This is a genomic window from Alcanivorax sp. MD8A, from assembly GCF_002888555.1.
Classification (GTDB): domain Bacteria; phylum Pseudomonadota; class Gammaproteobacteria; order Pseudomonadales; family Alcanivoracaceae; genus Alcanivorax.
In genome coordinates, this window is sequence record NZ_AQOQ01000048.1 from 1 (window position 1) to 19,491 (window position 19,491).

Annotated in this window: 14 protein-coding genes; 4 read left to right on the plus strand and 10 right to left on the minus strand. The window is 57.9% G+C overall.

The features are described 5' to 3' along the window. Positions 1 to 132: 132 nt before the first annotated feature. The 10 genes from A15D_RS16010 to ettA form a co-directional block, all read right to left on the minus strand. Positions 133 to 918 (minus strand): DUF547 domain-containing protein, encoded by a 786-nt coding sequence (locus A15D_RS16010; RefSeq protein ID WP_102792756.1) that lies wholly within the window; start codon positions 916 to 918, stop codon positions 133 to 135. A 57-nt stretch (positions 919 to 975) separates the two neighbouring features. Continuing rightward, on the minus strand, positions 976 to 2,106 hold the full coding sequence (locus tag A15D_RS16015) for a PepSY domain-containing protein (protein ID WP_102792757.1): 1,131 nt from the start codon (positions 2,104 to 2,106) through the stop codon (positions 976 to 978). A 66-nt stretch (positions 2,107 to 2,172) separates the two neighbouring features. After that, positions 2,173 to 4,275, minus strand: coding sequence for a TonB-dependent receptor (locus tag A15D_RS16020; RefSeq protein WP_102792758.1), 2,103 nt, complete (start codon positions 4,273 to 4,275; stop codon positions 2,173 to 2,175). A 162-nt stretch (positions 4,276 to 4,437) separates the two neighbouring features. Further along, entirely contained in the window at positions 4,438 to 6,549 is a 2,112-nt protein-coding gene (locus A15D_RS16025; protein ID WP_102792759.1) for a TonB-dependent receptor, read from the minus strand. An 80-nt stretch (positions 6,550 to 6,629) separates the two neighbouring features. Continuing rightward, complete coding sequence (gene lpdA, locus A15D_RS16030) at positions 6,630 to 8,774, minus strand: dihydrolipoyl dehydrogenase (RefSeq protein WP_102792760.1); 2,145 nt, start codon at positions 8,772 to 8,774, stop codon at positions 6,630 to 6,632. A 41-nt stretch (positions 8,775 to 8,815) separates the two neighbouring features. Next, positions 8,816 to 9,856: a methyltransferase domain-containing protein gene (locus A15D_RS16035; protein WP_102792761.1), complete on the minus strand. Its 1,041-nt coding sequence runs from the start codon at positions 9,854 to 9,856 to the stop codon at positions 8,816 to 8,818. Between the two features lie 158 nt (positions 9,857 to 10,014). Continuing rightward, positions 10,015 to 10,245 (minus strand): zf-HC2 domain-containing protein, encoded by a 231-nt coding sequence (locus A15D_RS16040; protein ID WP_102792762.1) that lies wholly within the window; start codon positions 10,243 to 10,245, stop codon positions 10,015 to 10,017. Beyond that, the gene (locus A15D_RS16045) at positions 10,239 to 10,841 is read right to left on the minus strand and encodes an RNA polymerase sigma factor (RefSeq protein ID WP_102792763.1); all 603 of its coding nucleotides are present in this window, start codon (positions 10,839 to 10,841) and stop codon (positions 10,239 to 10,241) included. Before A15D_RS16045 ends, A15D_RS16040 begins: the two co-directional genes overlap by 7 nt. Positions 10,842 to 10,843: 2 nt before the next feature. Further along, positions 10,844 to 11,200, minus strand: a complete 357-nt coding sequence (locus A15D_RS16050) for a PilZ domain-containing protein (RefSeq protein WP_102792764.1) — start codon at positions 11,198 to 11,200, stop codon at positions 10,844 to 10,846. Between the two features lie 48 nt (positions 11,201 to 11,248). Next, positions 11,249 to 12,916, minus strand: coding sequence for an energy-dependent translational throttle protein EttA (gene ettA, locus A15D_RS16055; protein WP_022983780.1), 1,668 nt, complete (start codon positions 12,914 to 12,916; stop codon positions 11,249 to 11,251). 493 nt (positions 12,917 to 13,409) lie between these two features. Between ettA and A15D_RS16060 the strand changes: the two genes are divergently transcribed. From A15D_RS16060 to nrdR, 4 genes are all read left to right on the plus strand, one after another. Continuing rightward, positions 13,410 to 16,997 carry a hypothetical protein gene (locus A15D_RS16060; RefSeq protein WP_102792765.1) on the plus strand — a complete coding sequence of 1,196 codons (3,588 nt, stop codon included), beginning with the start codon at positions 13,410 to 13,412 and terminating at the stop codon, positions 16,995 to 16,997. Positions 16,998 to 17,238: 241 nt separating this feature from the next. Then, on the plus strand, positions 17,239 to 18,495 hold the full coding sequence (glyA, locus tag A15D_RS16065; RefSeq protein WP_102792766.1) for a serine hydroxymethyltransferase: 1,257 nt from the start codon (positions 17,239 to 17,241) through the stop codon (positions 18,493 to 18,495). 62 nt (positions 18,496 to 18,557) lie between these two features. After that, a complete protein-coding gene (locus tag A15D_RS16070; RefSeq protein ID WP_102792767.1) occupies positions 18,558 to 18,914 on the plus strand; it encodes a four helix bundle protein in 357 nt (118 codons plus the stop codon). A 50-nt stretch (positions 18,915 to 18,964) separates the two neighbouring features. Continuing rightward, positions 18,965 to 19,435 (plus strand): transcriptional regulator NrdR, encoded by a 471-nt coding sequence (gene nrdR / locus A15D_RS16075; protein ID WP_102792768.1) that lies wholly within the window; start codon positions 18,965 to 18,967, stop codon positions 19,433 to 19,435. Positions 19,436 to 19,491: the final 56 nt, after the last annotated feature.

Consider the following 19,491-nt stretch of genomic DNA (forward strand, 5'->3'; position numbering starts at 1 on the left):
TAAGAGCAGTTAATAGTTAACAGTGAATAATTAATAGCTAAAACCTTGAAAACCCTCCCGAGGCAGGTGAAAGAGGGATGTTTTGCAGGAGGCTCAACGTGTTGAGCGAAGGAACGCGCGCAGGGCGTCCCGCTATTGTTTGTTCAACTTCCAGTTGTAGTCCAGGTGGCGGATGGTGATGTCATCATTTTTCATCAACTGCCGTTTTTCTTCCGGTACCCCTAGTTTATCGGCGTAGGGCAGCAGGTATTCTGCCAGGCTGCCGGCGGCGTTTTCGAAATCTTCTTCGTACCAATCAAAAATTTTCGATACTTCCAAGGCGTTTTTGTCGGCGTTGAACCGGTTGCGTTGTTTGTCGCTGAGAAACTGGTTGGCACTGTCTTCCAGTTGAGCGTCCAGCTGGTCTGCGGTGTAGGCTTGCGGGCGCAGGGCGGGGCAGCCGATGGAGGCGCAGTTCACGGCGAAGTGGATGCGCGGGTCCATCAGTGCCGGGTTGCCGCGAATCATGTCGTGTTCCACTTCATCCAGGGTGCGTGGCTCGCCCAACAAGGTGAAAAAATCCTTGTCCCAGGGGCCGGACAAAAAGCTGCCAATATCGCGGATGGATGCAGGCTGGTTTTCGAGCAGGATCAGCTCGACGGTGAAAGCATTGTAGGCGTTGACCAGGAAGGCCAGTTGCTCATCCCGGCTGAATGCCTGGAAATCGGCAGCGGAAACTGAGGACAACTGTTCAAGATAGGTGTTCAGTTGTTGCCGGTCGGCGGCCATGCCGTTGTAGTCAACGGCGGTGGCAACACCGCCTCGCAGGGGTTGAACATGCTTGCCAAGCAGTTGATCCCAGGCGGTATGGTCAAAGGCCATGGCTGGGTGGGTAAGGGTGAGCAGGGCGATAACGAGTCCGCCGATCCATTGCTGCATGCTGTGCTCCCTGAGGGTGTGAATGCATGCACAGCATGTTGGGCAATGGCGATGGCGTCAAGGTGTCGGTCGGCGAGCCTGTTTGCGCCGTTGGGCCTGCAAACGCAGTTGCCGTTTTTGCCACCACATATAGGTTCCGGTGATAAAGAACAGTAAGGGGGTCAGGCCACTGACCAGCACCAAAATGCGACCGGGGAGGCCCAGCGCGTCGCCATTATGTAGCGGAAATTGCCAGGTCATGAACTGGCTTCCAGCGGCGACTTCCGGTGCATCCCAGATGGCCAGAATCTCGCCACTGTACTGATCGACCCAGATCCCGCTGGCACCATAATCCTGCCAGGGTTCACCGGCCCGGTTGAAGGCCAGCCAGTAACTGCCGGTTTCATTGCGGGGGAGGTTAAGTCGGGTAAGGGTGGCGTCCGGGAACACGGTGCGAGCCATATCCAGTGATGCCTGGGGGCTAATGGATGGCGTGTCGGGATCGTCCGGCAGGCGGGAGGGCGGGAAAGGGCGTTCGTCCATGGGCAGCACGGTGCGCACCAGTGCTGCGACCTGATCGGGAAACACCAGTGTCACGCCGGAAAAGGCCACCGCCAACAGCACCGGGAGCAGATAGATCCCGGTCACCTGGTGTAAGTCGAAATGCAGCCGGTAGGCTCCGCCATCACGTTTGATCGTCAGATTCCGTCGCCATTTCCCCTTGCGACGGCCCGTCGGCCACCAGAGGTAAAGGCCGGTCAGGCAGAAGCCCAGCAGACAGAGGCCCATAACCCCCACGACAATCTCGCCGGTATGGCCGGACAGCAGGGTGTAATGAAGGCTGTAGATCCAGGTCATGGCGTAGTCTCCCCAGGTTCGCACGGCCAGAATCTCGCCGCTGTAGGGTGAGACGCTGACCTGAATGGGGCCGGGTTCGCCGGGAGGCGCGAAGAAGCGCAAGGTATGCGGGCTGCCAGGGTCCTGTGCCGGTTCTATACGCAGGGCGCGACGTCCCATTTCGGCTTCCGCTCGTTCGATGATGTCGTTGAGTGGGAGTGGAGTGTCGCCGGTGGTCATGAGTTGCGGATTGAGTATTTCATCCAGCCCGTCATGAAAGACCAGCAGGCTGCCGCTCAGGCCGATCACCACTAGCAGTAGGCCGGTGATCAGTCCGGTGTATTTGTGCAGAACAAATAGCGTGTGACGCATGAACAGTGTGGGTCCTCAAACAACACGGGCAGCCAATGGCTGCCCGTGTTGAGACAATGGGCCAGATCAGAAGTCCAGATTGTAGCCCAGTGTTACGGTGCGGCCACGTCCCTTGAAGTTCTGGTCGTCGCGGGTGGTGGCGGTTTGTGAGAAGTAGCTGAAATAGTCTTCGTTCAACAGGTTTTCGATGCCTGCGGTGATCTGGCCTTTGGGCAGGGTATAACCCAGTGACAGGTCGACCAGCTGATAGGCGGTGAAGTCATTGGTATCGCCTTCAAAATCCTTGTTGAAGTAGTGGGTTCCCTGGAGCTGGGTATCCAGCTTGCTGGTCCACTTGGCATGCCAGCGCAGCTGGAAGCTGTCCGGGGCGATATTGCGGCCGTCCAGTCGGGTGTCCACCGTGCCGTCGTCATCGCTGTCGAATTTGCCGCTGATGTGGGCGTAGGAGGCGTTCAGGTAGTGCACAGGGTTGATCTGCCAACCGGCATCGGCCTCGATGCCCTGGATTTCGGTGCGCTCACGGCTGACTTCAAAGATCCCGCCGTTGTTCTGCAGGCGTTGCCCCAAGTCGGAATCGGAGCTGAAGTGGCTGATTTCGAAGTGGGCGCTGCCGTTATGCAGGCGGATACCGATTTCGGTGTTGTCGGTCACAATCGGCTGCAGGTCGAGGAAGTCGTCAACACTCTGGTTCGGCTGGTTGATGCCGCGCAGCACCCGGCCCACATCGGGCATGCCGAAGCCTTCAGAATAGTTGGCAAACAGTTGGGCGTTTTCCGTGGCCTGGAATACCAGGCCGTAGTTGAACAGGGTTTCGTCGAAGTCCGGGTTGCCGCCTTCTACCTGCTGGCTACCGTAGGAGGCCAGGGTAGTGAAATCGTCCACGTTGAGTTTCGCGTATTCATAACGCACGCCGGCATTCAGGGTCAGCTGTTGCATGGGGCTGACTTCCGCCTGCAGGAAGGGGGCAATGTTGCGGAACTGGGTTTCCGGGACCCACTCACGATTGGTTTGCGCCAGGATCTGGGTGGTCTCGTCCTGCAGCAGGTCCAGGCCGGTGGTCAGCTTCAGGCGGTTATCAAACATGCCGTCACGGGACAGGGTCAGCTTGCCGCCGACTTTATCGGATTCGTTCTGGGACTGGTCGTAGACATTCGTTCCGTAGGCCGGGTCCTGGAAGGTGGCAAAGACGCCGCCGCCGTAGCGGGCCTTGAAGCTCTGGCTGTAAAGCTGGGCGGTAAAGTGATTGCCTCCCAGATTACTGTGGGTGTAGCTGAGTCCTGCGGTGAGCACTTCGTTCATGGCAGGGTCGCCTTCCGGGTCGCCTTCTACCGACGTTGTCGGGATACCCGCAGCCCAGTCGCCGGGCACGCCCACATAATCATGTTTTCCTTCCAGGGCAAAACGGTTGATGCTGAGCTCAATGTTCTGCTCGTCGCTGAGCCAGTAACCCAGTTTCAGGAAGATGTCATGGCTTTCGCTGTTCATGATATCGCCCTGGGTATTGTCTACCCCGATAAGTTCGCCATCAGCATCGTAGAACATGCCTCGATCGATATAGCTCAGGCCCAGCAGGTAATCCCAGTTGCCCTTGGTGCCATCAACCCGGTAATCCACCTTGTAGCTCAGGCTGTCGGACTTGATGTCGTCAGTGGGCGCGGTCATTTGAACGCCTACGTGCTGATTCAGGCTGCCGGACTCGGGGCGGCGGGTCACGAAGTTGATGATGCCGCCGGTGGCACCGAGACCCTGCTCGGCGCTGGCACCATAAATGACTTCGATACGATCGACCATGGACAGATCAATGGTGTAGCCGTCACGGGAGCCGTCACGCAGGGGATTGGATTGCGGGATACCGTCGATCAGGAACAGGGGGTTACGCCCCCGGAACGTCTCACCGGAATTACTCAATTTCTGACGGCTGGGCGTGTAGGACGGGATCAGGTTACTCAAAACCTGGGATTGATCCGAGGTCATGCGTAGCTGTTCTTCGATCTGATCGCGGGTAATGACCGTGATCTTCTGGGAAGTCTTGCCCGCTTCGCTGTTGGCGCGGGTGGCAGAAACGGTAATGGCACCCAGTTCGTGGGCGTCTTCCTCGGCCAGGGCAAGAGGGGAGACGGCAAGTGTCAGCAGAGAAACAGGCAGGCCAAAACGGCGAAAACGGAGCACGGCAGCTCTCCTTATGTAAGGAATGTAAAAACAAGGCCGTGAAAGCTAGGGTTGAGGGGAATGATTGTCAATCTCGAAACGAGATTGCGGACGAATAGCATTCATTTTCTTGGGGTGGCACGGGCAGCGGACTGCCCGTGCAGGGAGTTATTCAGGGGTTCCTTAGAAGTCCAGATTGTAGCCCACTGTATAGGTGCGCCCCCGTCCCTTGAAGTTATAGTCATCACTGGCACGGGCTGCCTGCGAGTAGTAGGTGAAGTAGTCTTCGTCTGTCAGGTTCTCGATGCCCAGATCAATCTGGCCTGCGGGCAGCTGGTAGCTGATCATGGCGTCCACCAGGGTATAACCGTCAAAGTCCAGATCAGGGTCATCGAAGCCTCGGCTGAAGAAATGACTGGCTTGCAGGTGGCTGGCGAGCTTGCTGTTCCAGGCGGCATCCCACCCCAGTTGCAGGGTGTCTGGCGCAACGCTGAGACCATTGAGTTCGGTGTCGACCACCCCGTTGCCGGTGGTGTCAGACTCGCCTTGTTCGTGGGTATAGGACATTTTTACGCGGTGGGCGGCATGGATCTGAACATGGCCACTGAGTTCCACACCCTGAATCTCCGTTCTTTCACGGCTCCCTTCCCAGGTGCCCGTGGCACTGTTGAAGGTGAGTCGTTCGCCCAGATCGGAGTCGGATTCATAGTAGCTTAGTTCGAAGCCGTATCGCTCCCAATTGAAGCGGCCGCCGATTTCACGGTTGTCAGTGACGATGGGCTGGATCTGCAGCAGGGTGTCGACATTCTGCCCCGGGGTGCTGATGCCGCGCAGTACACGTCCTACATCCGGCATGCCGAAGCCTTCCGAATAGGTGGCATACAACTGGGCCCAGCCCGTCAGCTGGTAGACCAGGCCGGCGTTGTACAGGGTTTCATTAAAGTCCGGGCTCCCTCCCTGAACCACCACGTTGTCCTGGGTAACGTTGCTGCGATCAATGGTGGAGTAGGTGTCCACATTGAGCTTGGCGTATTCGTAACGCACCCCGGCATTCAGGTTGAGTTTGTCTGTCATGGTATAGCGCCCTTGCAGGAAGGGGGCGTAATTGCGGTACTGGGTTTCCGGTACATAGGTGCGACCGGTGTGCACAAGGTCCTGCTGGGTCTCATCCTGTAGCAGGTCCAGGCCAGTGGTCAGCCCCAGTCGATTGTTGAGCAGGCCGTTGCGAGTGAGGGTGAACTTGGCGCCAACCTTGTCTGATTGATTGCGCGTCTGGTCGTAGCGGGTGCCGCCACTACCGTCGGGATAAGGGAAGAACGGGGTGGTGGCAAACTGTGCCCGAAAACGCTGGGTATATAGCTGAACATCAACCTTGTTATTGAACCAGTTGGCGTGGCTATAGCTCAGGTTGGCGGTGGTCACGTCGTTATAGCCGGGGTTGCCATCCTGTTGTCCCTTGCGAGCGGTGGTTGGGATGCCGTTGTCCCGGTCGCCAGCAACGGGCACATAACCCTCTTCCCCTTCCAGTTCAAAGTGATTGAGCATGAGCTCGATGTTCTGGTTGTCATCAAGCCAATAGCCGATACGTCCCATAAGGTCGTAACTGGTGCTGTTCTGGAGTTCGCCGGGGTACGCGATGCCGACAAGTTCATCGTTGCCGTCATAGAACACACCGCGCTTCTGTTGCGATCCGGCTAGCAGATAATCCCAGTCGCCATGCTGGCCATCCACACGATAGTGGATCTTGTGACCCTGACCGTCGGTATCGAAGTCATCGTCTGAGTTCAGGCTGATGCCCACGCTTTGATTCAGTGTGCCGGCATCGGCCCGGCGGGTGACAAAATTGATGATGCCGCCGGTGGCTCCCAGGCCATGTTCGGCGCTGGCGCCATAAATGACTTCGATGCGCTCGACCATGGACAGGTCAATCGTATAGCTATCGCGTGCACTGTCGCGCAGAGGATTGCTCTGGGGCACGCCATCAATCATGAACAGCGGCGAGCGGCCACGAAAGCTTTCGCCTGCATTGGAGAGTTTCTGACGGCTGGGAGAATAAGAAGGAATCAGATTGCTGAGAACCTGTCCGGGATCCTGGCTGATGGCCAGTTGTTGCTCGATTTCGTCACGGCTGATGATAAGCACCTTCTGCGGTGTTTCATCGGTCGTAGTCTGAGCCCGGGTGGCGGTGACCGTGACCGGACTCAGAGTGTTGGCATCGGTTTCGGCGAGTACCAGGGTGGGGGCGGCAAGGGGAAGTAGTGACAGCGACAGGCCAATACGGCGCGAAAGGAGCATGAAACTCTCCTGAATGGCGTGAATGGAAAAGCAGGTCGCGCACCGTAATGTGAATGAGAAGCATTGTCAATTTTGTGAGGTCAGCGTCGCAGGGTATGCAGCCGCTCCACCCAGCGTAGTAGTCCCTCCGGCTTGCGGGCCTTTTTCCACTCGCCGGCGGCGAATTTGTTGGCCTCTGCCATGGTCGGGTAGATGTGAATGGTGCCAAGGATCTTGTTCAGGCCCAGTCCGTGTTTCATGGCCAGCACATACTCGGCAATCAGCTCACCGGCGTGCTGGCCAACAATGGTAACCCCGAGAATCTTGTCGCTGCCTTTGGCGGTCAGCACTTTTACATAGCCTTCGGCGGCGCTGTCGGCGATGGCGCGATCCAGATCGTCAATGCCGTAGCGGGTGACCTCGTACGCGATGCCCTGTTCTTTCGCTTCCTGCTCATTGATCCCCACACGAGCCACCTCGGGGTCGGTAAAGGTGCACCAGGGGATCACGCGGTAATCCACCTTGAAGCTTTTCAGGAAACCAAACAGGGCGTTCACCGCGGCATACCAGGCCTGGTGAGAGGCGGTATGGGTGAACTGGTAAGGGCCAGCCACATCGCCGCAGGCATAAATATTCGGGTAGCGGCTTTGCAGTCGCTCGTTGGTCTGGAGGGTGCCATTGGTGTCGGTGGGCAGCTGAAGGGCATCGAGGCCCAGTCCGTCGGTGTTGGCTTTGCGGCCAACGGCCACCAGCACCTGATCGAAGGGCAGGGCGCTTTCCTGGCCATCCTGCTCCACGTATAGAACCTTCTCGCCATTGTCGTGGCAGAAGCGCACGGCCTTATGATTGGTCAGCACGGTGACGCCACTGTCCTGCAGAGAGCGGGTCACGATCTGGCTGGCTTCCTCGTCCTCACGGATCATCAGTCGAGGCAGCATTTCCACCTGGGTGACATCGCTGCCCAGTCGCGCAAAAGTCTGTGCAAGCTCGCAACCGATGGGGCCGCCACCCAGTACCAGAAGGCGCTTGGGTTGTTCCTCTAGCTGCCACAGGTTGTCGGAGGTAAGAATGTCCATCTCTTCGATGCCGGGGATGGGCGGCACAAAGGGGCGGGCGCCGGTGGCGATAATGATGCTACGGGCGGTGAGTGTTTCGACCTGATCGCCGTTGCGGATTTCCACTTCCCACGGGGAGACAAGGCGCGCTTCTCCCTGGCGGCAGTCCACCCCCAGTTCGGTATAGCGCTCCACGGAATCGTGGGGTTCGATTGTCTCGATGACCTTGTGTACCCGTGTCATCAGACGACGGAACTGAAACTGGCTGGTGATGCTGTCAAAACCGTATTGGTCTGCCTGTTTATCGTGGTAGGCGACCCGGGCGCTTTTGATCAGCGCTTTGGAGGGAACGCAGCCAGTATTGAGGCAGTCGCCGCCCATCTTGTGTTTCTCGATCAGGGTAACTCTCGCTTTTACCATGGCGGCAATGTAGGCACTCACCAGGCCTGCGGAGCCGGCACCAATGACGATCAGATTACGGTCAAAGGTTGTGGGTTTGCGCCAGCCGGCGTAAACCTTGCGGGCTTGCAACCGTGCCATGATGGCCTTGGCGATCCACGGGAACATCCCGAGCAGGACAAAGGCGCCCAAGAGTTGTGGAGAAAGCAGGCCGCCAAGGCTGTCTATTTGCCCAAGCTGGGTGCCCGCATTCACGTACACAGCGGTGCCGGCCAGCATGCCGGTTTGGCTGACCCAGTAAAATGTGCGTGTCTTGATGGGGGTAAGCCCCATGACCAGGTTGATTACAAAGAACGGAAAGGCAGGCACCAGCCGCAGGGTGAAAAGGTAAAAGGCGCCTTCCTTTTCGATGCCCTGATTGATTTTTTTCAGGCGTTCGCCGAAGCGTTGCTGCACGGTATCCCTGAACAGAAAACGGGAGGCCAGAAAGGCCAGGGTGGCGCCAATGGAAGAGGCAAATGACACCAGCACCAACGCAACGGCAAAACCGAACAGGGCGCCGGCGGCGAGGGTCATGATGGCGGCGCCAGGCAGGCTCAGAGCCGTTACCGCGACGTAAACGGCAAAAAACGCCCCCAGCACCAGCGCGGGGTTGTCGGCATACAGGGCATCAAAGGCACCTTGCTGCTCTTTCAGATACTCCAGGCTAAAAAACTGCCCCAGATCGAAGATAAAGTAGCTGGCAACGAGCGCGGCGATGATGACAAGTAACAGCGCTTTTTTGAGGTTCATGGGGCGTCCTTGGTTAGTAGAAGTCATGCTCGCATGGCGATTCAGCAGCAGCTGGCCGCGCCGCTATCTTCATTGTCCTCAAAAGGGACATTCAATCCGCAGCCTTCAAAGATGCCGTAGTGCGTATCGAAGTGTCCGATAAAGTTGAAGTGTTCCGCAAAACGGCTTTGTTCCAGCATGAGCCAGGTGTTGCCGCAGACCGGGAAAACTTTGCCGGTTTCGATAATGTGATGCTCGTCGAGCATGAAGGCATGCGGGCAGTTTTCCAGGGTGCCCTTGTAGATCACTGCCTGGCCGTAGTCTTCGCAGGCAGGCTCTAGGTTGTCGATGTTAAACAAGCGGTAGGTGGCGGAGTAAAAGCGAATGCGGCCAAGCTTTCTCTCAATGGCCGGGTTTTCGATGGTGAGGCGACGAGATTCCACCAGGCGCGGATCGGCAAAGCCGCAGCGTTTGCCAAGGTTGATAAAGTCGTTCCAGTAGAGCGCGCCGGAAAGGCACTCCCCGTAGAGTACGGGATCATTTACCAGTGCGGCAGGTACCCGTCGGTCAGCATAGACGTCAGAAAAATAAAACTCGCCGCCTGGTTTGAGCAAGCGTTTCACATCCCTGAGGACTTTTTCCTTGTCGGTGCTCAGGTTGATTACACAGTTGGAGATGACGATATCAAAATAGCCGTCTTCCAGATCCAGGGTGTCGAGCGCTTCAATATAGCCTTTTAAAAAACGCACATTGCTGTTGCTGTAACCGAATGCGTCACGATGGTAATCCTGATGGCGGCGAGCGACCTCCAGTTGTTCGTCGGTCATGTCGACGCCGACGACTTCGCCCTGCTCTCCGACCAGTGCAGACAGCAGGTACACATCGCGGCCGGAGCCGGAACCCAGATCCAGAATGCGCATCCCCTGAAGTTGTTCGGGGGCCACCAGTCCGCAGCCATAGTAGCGGCTGACGACTTCGTCATGCAGACGGGCAAGCAGGGGTTTCAGGTGTTCGGGGGGCGCCTGGTCACAACAGGCATTGGTCTGCAGGTCCTGGCTGGATTGCAGTTGCTTGCCGTAATACTCCTGAACATCTTCACGCATCGAGCGCTCTCCCTGGCTGGTGAATGGCTAAAACAGCGTACCCTGTTGCCGCGGGCGTTGGGGCAAAACAGGGTAGGTGCTATGGCGGCGGGGCGGGAATGATAAGAATTGCATTGCCTGGGTAGAAGACGTCAGCCGATGTGAAGGCGGCGTGAGTTTCAGGGGGCCTGGTCCAGGTTACGCATAATGCGATCGACCTGTTCATCGCTGGCTGGCGGTGCCGCCGGTTTATGAAGGGAGGTGACCAGGGCGCCCAGCTGACGCACATAGCGCCGACAGTGGTGGCACATCAGTAAATGCAGGCGCAGGGCGACACGTTCCCGCCAATGGAGCGGGGTGCCATCCACGAGGGCGTCCGCTTTTTCAACGACCTCCTTGCACTTCAGCATTCGCCTGTCTCCTGAAAATGATCAACCAGTTCAAACAATCGGGCCCGTGCCCGGTGCAACAGCACACGGACATTGGATGCGCTGACATCCAGCATGTTACAGATAGCATCAAAATCCATGCCTTGCAGATCACGCAATTCCAGCACCAGTCGCTGGCTTTCCGGCATGCGCTCAAGGCACTTTGCCATGCACTGGCGCAGTTCATCCCGGGTTAGCAGAGCGTCCGGGCCGTCCAGGTCCCAATGCCTGGGGCCATCCTGCCAGTGGCCGCCTTCACGAAAGCGGTGTGCCAGTGGGTCCTCTTCGCTGCTGGGATCAAACTGAATTTCCCGGCCTTGCTTGCGTAGCATCATACGCGCCTGATTGATGACGATGCGGGTCAGCCAGGTGCGTAGCTGGCTACGCCCCTCGAACTCGCCAATCGCACGATGAATGGCAATCCAGGCATCCTGCACCGCTTCTTCGGCATCGGCGTGGGACAACATGCTGCGCGCCGTGGCGAGCAGACGGTGGTGTTGATGCTGCACCAGTTCTGCGAAGGCTGCGTTGTCTCCCTGCTGCAGGCGGGCAAGAAAGTCTGGTGCTTCGATATCCAAGACTAGCCCTCGTTTAGCATCGAGGCAGGATCGTCTTCGCCGTCGTCGCCCTGATGCAAGGCGACAAGGCGGCGCAAGTGCTGCATGGCATCGACACTGGGGCGCTCGAAGTGAATGCCTACCTCCATGGCGGCCTGGCGAATCACCCGGCCTGGGAGGGTCAGGGTCAGGTCGCTGTCATCAAAAGCGATTTCCAGCGTTACCGGGCCGTCGTCCGGGAGCGCGAGTGGCGTGGTGCAGATCACTCGTGCCCCGGAAATGGAGATGTCCTGGAGCTCAACATCATGACGGTCCTGCTGAAACAGCAGCACCGCCTCTCCGTCGAAATCGATGCGGCCGGCTCGGCGCCGTTCATTCATGTGGTGCGTTCCTTGTCGTCACCTTGAGGCCCTGCCCGGGACTACGGATCAGACGTCGATCCGCTTGTACTTCATGCGCTTGGGTTGCAAGGCTTCGTCGCCCAGCTGCTTGCGCTTGAACTCTTCGTACTCAGTATAGGAGCCTTCGAACCACTCCACTTTAGCATCCCCTTCAAAGGAAAGGATGTGGGTGGCGACACGGTCCAGGAACCAGCGATCGTGAGAAATGACAATGGCACAGCCGGGGAATGCCAGCAGGGCTTCTTCCAGAGCCCGCAGGGTTTCCACGTCCAGATCGTTGGTGGGCTCATCGAGCAGCAGCACATTGGCGCCCTGCTTGAGCAGTTTGGCCAGGTGCAGACGGTTGCGCTCACCACCGGACAGGTCGCCGACCCGCTTCTGCTGGTCGCCGCCCTTGAAGTTGAAGCGGCCCAGATAGGCACGGCTGGGGACTTCGTAGTTGCCGATGCGCAGGATATCGTTGCCGTCGGACACTTCTTCCCACACGGTCTTCTTGCCTTCCAGGTCTTCGCGGCTCTGATCCACGTAGGCCATCTGCACAGTTTCACCGGTGGTGATTTCGCCCTTGTCCGGGGTTTCCTGGCCCGCCAGCATGCGGAACAGGGTGGTCTTACCGGCCCCGTTGGGGCCGATGATGCCGACGATGGCGCCGCGTGGCACCTTGAAGCTCAGGTCTTCGTAGAGCAGTTTGTGGTCGAATTCCTTGGCCACCCCGTTCAGCTCAAAGACCTGCTCACCGAGACGCTCGCCGGGCGGGATATACAGTTCCTGGGTCTCGTTGCGCTTCTGGAATTCCTGACTGGCCAGTTCCTCGAACGCCGCCACACGGGCCTTGTTCTTGGCGCGCCGGCCTTTCGGGTTCTGGCGCACCCACTCCAGTTCCTTTTCCACTGTCTTGCGGTGGGCGGATTCGCTCTTGGCTTCCTGCTCCAGACGCTGCTCTTTCTGCTCCAGCCAGGAGGAATAGTTACCCTTCCAGGGAATCCCTTCACCGCGGTCCAGTTCCAGAATCCACTCACAGGAGTTATCGAGGAAGTAACGGTCGTGGGTTACTGCCACCACGGTGCCGGGGAATTCGTGCAGGAAACGCTCCAGCCAGGCTACGGATTCAGCATCCAGATGGTTGGTCGGTTCGTCCAGCAGCAGCATGTCCGGGGCGCTCATGATCAGGCGGCACAGGGCCACCCGGCGGCGCTCCCCCCCGGACAGGTTCTTGACGCTGGCGTCCCACGGCGGCAGACGCAGGGCGTCGGCGGCGATCTCCAGTTTGCGCTCCAGGTTATGGGCGTCACTGGTTTCAATGATGGCTTCGAGCCGGGCCTGCTCGGCGGCCAGCTTGTCAAAATCCGCGTCTTCCTCGGCATAGGCGGCATACACCTCTTCCAGGCGTTGCTGTGCCTCCAGGATCTCGGACAGGGCCTCTTCCACGATTTCACGGACGTTTTTGTTCGGGTCCAGTTCCGGCTCCTGGGGCAGGTAACCAATGTTGGTGCCCGGCTGCGGCCGTGCTTCACCCAGGAAATCCTTGTCCACCCCGGCCATGATCTTGAGCAGGGTGGATTTACCCGACCCGTTCAGGCCCAGCACGCCGATCTTGGCGCCGGGGAAGAACGACAGGGAAATGTCTTTGAGGATGTGCTTCTTCGGCGGGACAACCTTGCCCACCTTGTCCATGGTGAAGATGTACTGGCTCATAAACTCCGACCGCAGTGTCGTTAAGTGTGCGGGGCGCGCGGACCCCGGCGGAATGGCGCCTAAGCTAACGGAAAGGGGGGAAAGATGAAAGAACCCCGGCGGCTCCCGGGTTGGACTGCCGGGGCGGCATGGTCGGGTTTGCGATGGGGTCAAGGGGGGCTCTTTGTGGCGCCTGGGGTCGCGCAAAAGTTTGATTTTTTTAGTTCTTGTTGGTTCTTTCGGCTTATTTCCCCGGAAGATAATGCCAAAACCTTTTCTTGCGTACCTCATATGGGGGATGCGTGTCGTTGGATCGTTTTCCTATTGTTCTGATGTCCCTCGTCTTTTTTGAGGGCATGCGCTGAATCTGTGATCAAGGTGACAACCGTCGTGACTGTCCTTTTTCTGGCTTGCCGCAAGGCGGGTACGGGCGGGTTGTGACTCTGGGCAGGCTCAATGGAATGAAAGATGCCACATCAGTGTGCAGGGGATGCTCGCACACAAGGAGATAGTTGTGTTGTTTGATAAACGGGTATTGATTGTCGGGGGTGCGGTGTTGGCCGTGGGGTTGTCAGGCTGTGGCGGGGGCGGGGGTTCCTCTGGTGGTGCAGGGGGCAATACGGGCACGGCGCCGCTGGTTCAGGAAAGTATTGAGGTCGACATCCCAGCGGTGGCAGTGGACCCCGTCGCGTTAGTGGTTCAGGTCGTTGATACCGACGGCAACCCGGTCACCACCTCTGGTACCGTGACCGTGCTGGAAGACAGTGCCGGTGTGTTCGGGCAAAGCCAGTATCAGGTGGTGTCGGGTGTGTTGAATGTGGGCGCGGTGACCTTGCCCGCCGATGAGGACAACAACGGCATTCCGGATGTGCCAATCAAGGTAACGCTGAAGTTTGAAGGGTTTGACCAGTATCTGGGGGTCAGCAAGAAATTCGAGATCACCGGCTTTGGCAGTAATACGCTTGAGGTAGCCCTGGTGTCACTGGCCGGCAGTGAAACGCTGTCGGTAAAACAGGAAACCGCCACGCTGGCGAGCAAGACGGTCACCGTGTTGCCGGGCCAGGATGCTGCTGCAGCGTCTCCTGCTGTCGTGGTCGCCTTTGTGACCGAGGCGGAGTCGTCCAACAAGCCTTCATCGGCGGTGTACCTGTCACCGGAACTGGTGGCCTATAACGATGAAGGGACCGAGCTGGATACCGCATCCGTCACCGTGACCACGGTGGCAACCCCCGCCGGCGAAGTGAACAAAACCGGGGTGATTCAGCAGACAGGGGTGGTGTCAGTGACCAACCTGGCAGATCTGGAGGCGGATGGACTGCTGTCGCAACCGGTTGGTGAAAAATCCAAAATTCAGCTGCAGAGTCTGGGCAATACCCAGGTCGTTATTACCGATGCGGCAGGAAAGAAAGTCAGCTCGGTTAACCCTGCCAGCCCGATCACGGTCGAAATTGAATTGCCAGCTGGCAGTGTTGACCCGAACACAGGAAATGACATCCTGCCTGGCGATCTGGTACCGGTTTGGACCCGCTCCGATGATGGCGCCAGCTGGCAGTACATGGGTCGCTACGCGGTGCATGAGAACGCGGAAGGTCGTCTCAAGGTGTATGTGGCGACCACCCACCTCAGTCACTTCAACGTGGCCTACGCGAATGTGGTTGATGCCTGCAGTGGCCGTATCTATGTCAAAAACCCGGCGGGCGAGAATTTCGCTATCAATGGCATGTTGCGTTTGTCCAATGCCCGCTTTGACATGGACGACGCCTACCGGGGCAGCAGCGACGGTCAGCTGGTGTATACCGATATTCCGGATGAGCCCACCGACATTCTTTTTATTAGTGGTGACGGAGAGTCGGTGGCAGTGGTGCCGGAAGTGACAACGCTTGCCGTGACGGAGAACGGCGAGATTCGCGAAAGCGGGCTCCGTGGCGTTGATCTGTGTGGCAGTGATGGGGCCACGTTGACTCTGAACCGGGAGATAACAGAGCCGACCATCGTGGTGGAGGCCAGCAGAGGGTACCGCCTCGATGGTGGGTTCCAGCTCTACTCTATGTGGGAAGGCAACCCTCCTGCTGCCGGCAATGAGTGGGTGGTACCGATCAAGCTGATCAATGCCCCGGAGGAGCCGGTTGAGCTGAGCTACGTGTTCAATGGTTCTGGTGATTCGGTCGCTACAGAGGGTGAAGACTTTACGCTGTCTGGCGCGTCAGGCGGCACGGTGACCCTGAGCAAGGACCAGCCGTCCGTAGAATTGCGCATCACAACGCTGCCTGACGATGAGGAAGAGACGCGATACAAGCGGTTTGGCATGACGCTGACCACCGGTGAGCAGGCGCTGTTTATGTCCGGGGGCACTACCTACACCCTGTCGAGCTCTATTTATGATGAAGACCGCCCGGTACTGGAATCCGTCTCGGTCACTGATGTCATCGAAGGGGAAAGCATTGAGGTGACGGTGACGCTGGATCGCCCTGCACAGGTATCCGGTACGGCTCATCTTTATCTCGGCATGGATGATCGTGATGGAGTTGTGACTGCGCTGCCGGGTTATGACTATCACCCCAATGACATGTTGCTTGCAGGTGATGTCACCAGGGCCCCGGACATGAATTTTTCATTGTATGGCGGGTATGGCTCTCATGCCTTTAGCCGTTTTGCAGGCGAGTTCAGAGTCTCTTTCGGGGCCGGTGACAAGGTTGCAGTGGCGCATGTGCCTACCCTCGACAATCCCTGGCTGGACCCTGATCGTACTGTCAAAGTGGCGGTAGGTTCCCTGTATGGGTTGTATTACCCCGACGACCGGACTGCAGCAGTCGCCTATGCCCGCATTGAAGACAACGATGTGCCTTCCGGGCTGGCGCCCACCGCGTATGCCCTGGACGTGCAGGATCAATACGGCGAGGCATTTTCTGCTGATGCATTGAATGAGGGAAGTGACCTGCTGTATCTGTTGTCGCTGGACCAGCCTGCGCAGGCTGATCTGGCATTCCCGCTCTCCTTGAGCGGGGAGTCCGCTGCCCGTTTTCTGGTTGCGGAGGATGGGGTTCTGAGGCCGATTTCCGGTGATTCTGAGCTGGTGATCCCTGCGGGGGAGCAAACCGCGAAGATTTACCTGAATACCGAGGAAGACGGTTATGTACTGCCCGATTATTCCACCGGTGAGCTGGTCATCAGTCCGCCTGCCGGCTTTGCCGGCGGAAATATCCCACTGGACTTGACCGTGCTCAATACGACAACGACGAAAGTACGCGTTTCTCTTATAGCCAATAACAATGGGTACGAGTTTGTCGAAGGGGGGGGCGACGGCTTCCCGGTTCGGGTCAGCTACAGTTCCAACAATAGTGATGTCCTGGTCGCCATGAGCAATATGGTTGTTGGCCTCGATGATCTTCACCCGGCGGTGGACGGAGAGGATTTTTCCATGCCGGACCGGGCCGTGGGTACCTTCAGCGATTACTACGATTCACGTCATTTCATGGTCAACGTGATCGATGACGAGGAGAGTGAGTATTCCAAACGCCTGCATTTCCAAACCACGGTCTTGTCAGGCATTCCTGAAGGATACGGTGACTATGGTTCCCCTGAAAATGGCGATACGTTGTCAGAAACCGTCGTGATTACCGATAACGACGGCGTGGTGATTTCCACCAGGGATCGGGCGTTTGAATTTGAATCCAACGGGGATTTTGCCGGTGAGGTGAAGGCCGGTGTCAAAATCAGCATCCCGTTGTCGGTGCCTTTGTCTTTCCTCGTAACGCTGGTGGGTACCGATCTGCCTTTTGATGTGCAGGAGCAGACGGTAACGGTGCCGGCAGGCGAGACCATGGGTGAAGCCGTGCTTTCCCTTTCGGGTCTGACGCCTGCTTCCCTGGGGCTGGATACGGATAACCGGAAACAGGACTCAACCGTCAAGGCCACGGTAAGACTGACGGAGGCCAGCCGGCAGGTGCTGGTGGAAGAGTTGGGGTTGCCATTTATCATCTCCAAGGGTGATGCGGATTTAACCCTGAGTTTTGAGTATACGGGGCAAGCGCAGAGTGGCGGGAATAATCCGGGCACGGGCGCCACGGGCGGTACCAGCTCGTCGGGTACCGGGTTGTTCTAGTCCGCGCTGAGGTAGTGAAGCGTACAGATAAGAGGCCCTCGAGGCCGCTTATCTGTTTAAGGGGCCGGAGATTGGCTTGGTTACCTCCGGTTTTTTTCAGGGGGCTGGTGAACGCTGTTTAGTTGGAGTGGATGTCTTGAGCCCGAGGCATCAGCCCATGAGGCGTCTTCATGTGTCTTTATGGCCGGTTTTGGTTAGAATACGCGCCCCTGAATCCACCAATGACTGCGTAGGGTAGCCCATGTTCCCGAAATCCATGTCCATCGCCGAGTTTGATCCTGAAATCCAGGCCGCCATCAAGGCCGAGGAAGTCCGTCAGGAAGAGCACATCGAGCTGATTGCCTCTGAAAACTATGCCTCCCCGCGGGTCATGGAAGCCCAGGGCTCCGTACTGACCAACAAGTACGCCGAAGGCTACCCGGGCAAGCGCTACTACGGTGGTTGCGAGAATGTGGACGTGGTTGAGCAGCTGGCGATCGACCGTGCCTGTGAACTGTTCGGGGCCGATTGGGCCAACGTGCAGCCGCACTCCGGTTCCCAGGCCAATGCCGCGGTCTACATGGCCGTCCTGCAGGCGGGCGATACCGTGCTGGGCATGAGCCTGGACGCGGGTGGTCACCTGACCCACGGTGCCAAGCCTAACTTCTCCGGCAAGACCTACAACGCCATCCAGTATGGCCTGGACAACGAGACCGGCCTGATCGATTACGCGCAGGTAGAAAGCCTGGCCCGTGAGCACAAGCCGAAGATGATCGTGGCCGGTTTCTCTGCGTACTCGCAAGTGGTGGACTGGCAGCGTTTCCGTGACATTGCCGACGAAGTGGGCGCGATCCTGCTGGTGGACATGGCCCACGTGGCCGGTCTGGTCGCTGCGGGTGTGTACCCGAGCCCGGTGGGCATTGCCGATATCACCACCACCACCACCCACAAGACCCTGGGCGGTCCCCGTGGTGGCCTGATCATGGGCAAGGCCAACGAAGAGATTCAGAAGAAGATCAATTCTGCGGTTTTCCCTGGTGGTCAGGGTGGCCCGCTGGAGCACGTGATTGCCGCCAAGGCGATCTGTTTCAAGGAAGCCATGCAGTCTGACTTCAAGGGCTACCAGGAGCAGGTCGTCAAGAACGCCCAGGCCATGGCCGGCGTGTTCATCGAGCGGGGTTTTGACGTGGTCTCCAACGGCACCGAGAACCACCTGTTCCTGCTCAGCCTGATCAAGCAGGACATCACCGGTAAAGATGCCGACGCTGCCCTGGGCCGTGCCAACATCACCGTGAACAAGAACGCCGTGCCCAACGACCCGCGTTCCCCGTTCGTCACCTCCGGCCTGCGCATCGGCTCCCCGTCCATCACCCGTCGCGGCTTCAACGAAGCTGACGCCAAAGCGCTGGCCGGCTGGATTTGCGACATCCTCGACAATATGGGCGATGAGTCTGTGATTGACGCTGTTAAGGGTAAGGTGAAGGAAATTTGTGCGCGGTTGCCGGTTTACGAGCGCTGAGATTAGTGAACAGTTAACAGTGAAAAGTTAACAGCTAAAAGCAGAAAAAACGGGGGTCATGGATGACGGACCGGTTCGTGGCGCGGGAGAAATCCCGCGCTTTTGCGTTGCGGGTAGTAAAAAGTTTCCAGTATCTGCAAACGGTAAAGAAGGAATATGTGCTCAGTAAGCAGTTGCTGCGCAGCGGAACGTCCATTGGCGCTCTGGTGAGAGAGGCGGAGTATGCCGAGAGTCGGGATGATTTTATTCATAAGATGCACATTGCCTTGAAAGAGGCCAACGAAACGGATTACTGGATTGATCTGTTGTCGGACTCGGGTTACTTCAATGAGCTTGCAGGTGATTCTTTGCAGGCAGATTGTCGCGAGCTGTTGCGGTTGCTGATAGCCATTATCAAAACGACAAAAAGTCGAAGATAATGGGTGTTTCGCTATTAACTGTTCACTGTTAACTATTCACTGAGGTTTGTATGTATTGCCCATTCTGCTCAGCCCAGGACACCAAGGTGATTGATTCCCGTCTGGTTGCCGATGGTGGGCAGGTGCGTCGGCGGCGGGAGTGTTTGAGCTGTAATGAGCGTTTTACCACGTTCGAGACCGCTGAGTTGGTGATGCCCCGATTGGTGAAGTCCGACGGCACTCGCCAGCCGTTTGATGAGGCCAAGCTGCGCGCCGGGATGTTGCGGGCGCTGGAGAAGCGGCCAGTGAGCATGGAAGATCTGGAAGCGGCGATCAGCCGGGTTTGCCATCGTCTGCGGGCCACGGGTGAGCGGGAGCTGCCGGCCCGGGAGCTGGGTGAATTCGTGATGGAAGAGCTGCAGCAGCTGGACGATGTGGCCTATGTCCGTTTCGCCTCCGTATACCGCAGTTTCCAGGATATTTCCGAGTTCTCTGCCGAGGTGGACCGTTTGCGCAGCAAGGGTGGCAACAAGGACGAGTAGAGTCCGTTCATCCTGGTCTTGTGTCTGCTGTGGGAGCGGTCGTTCGACCGCGATCT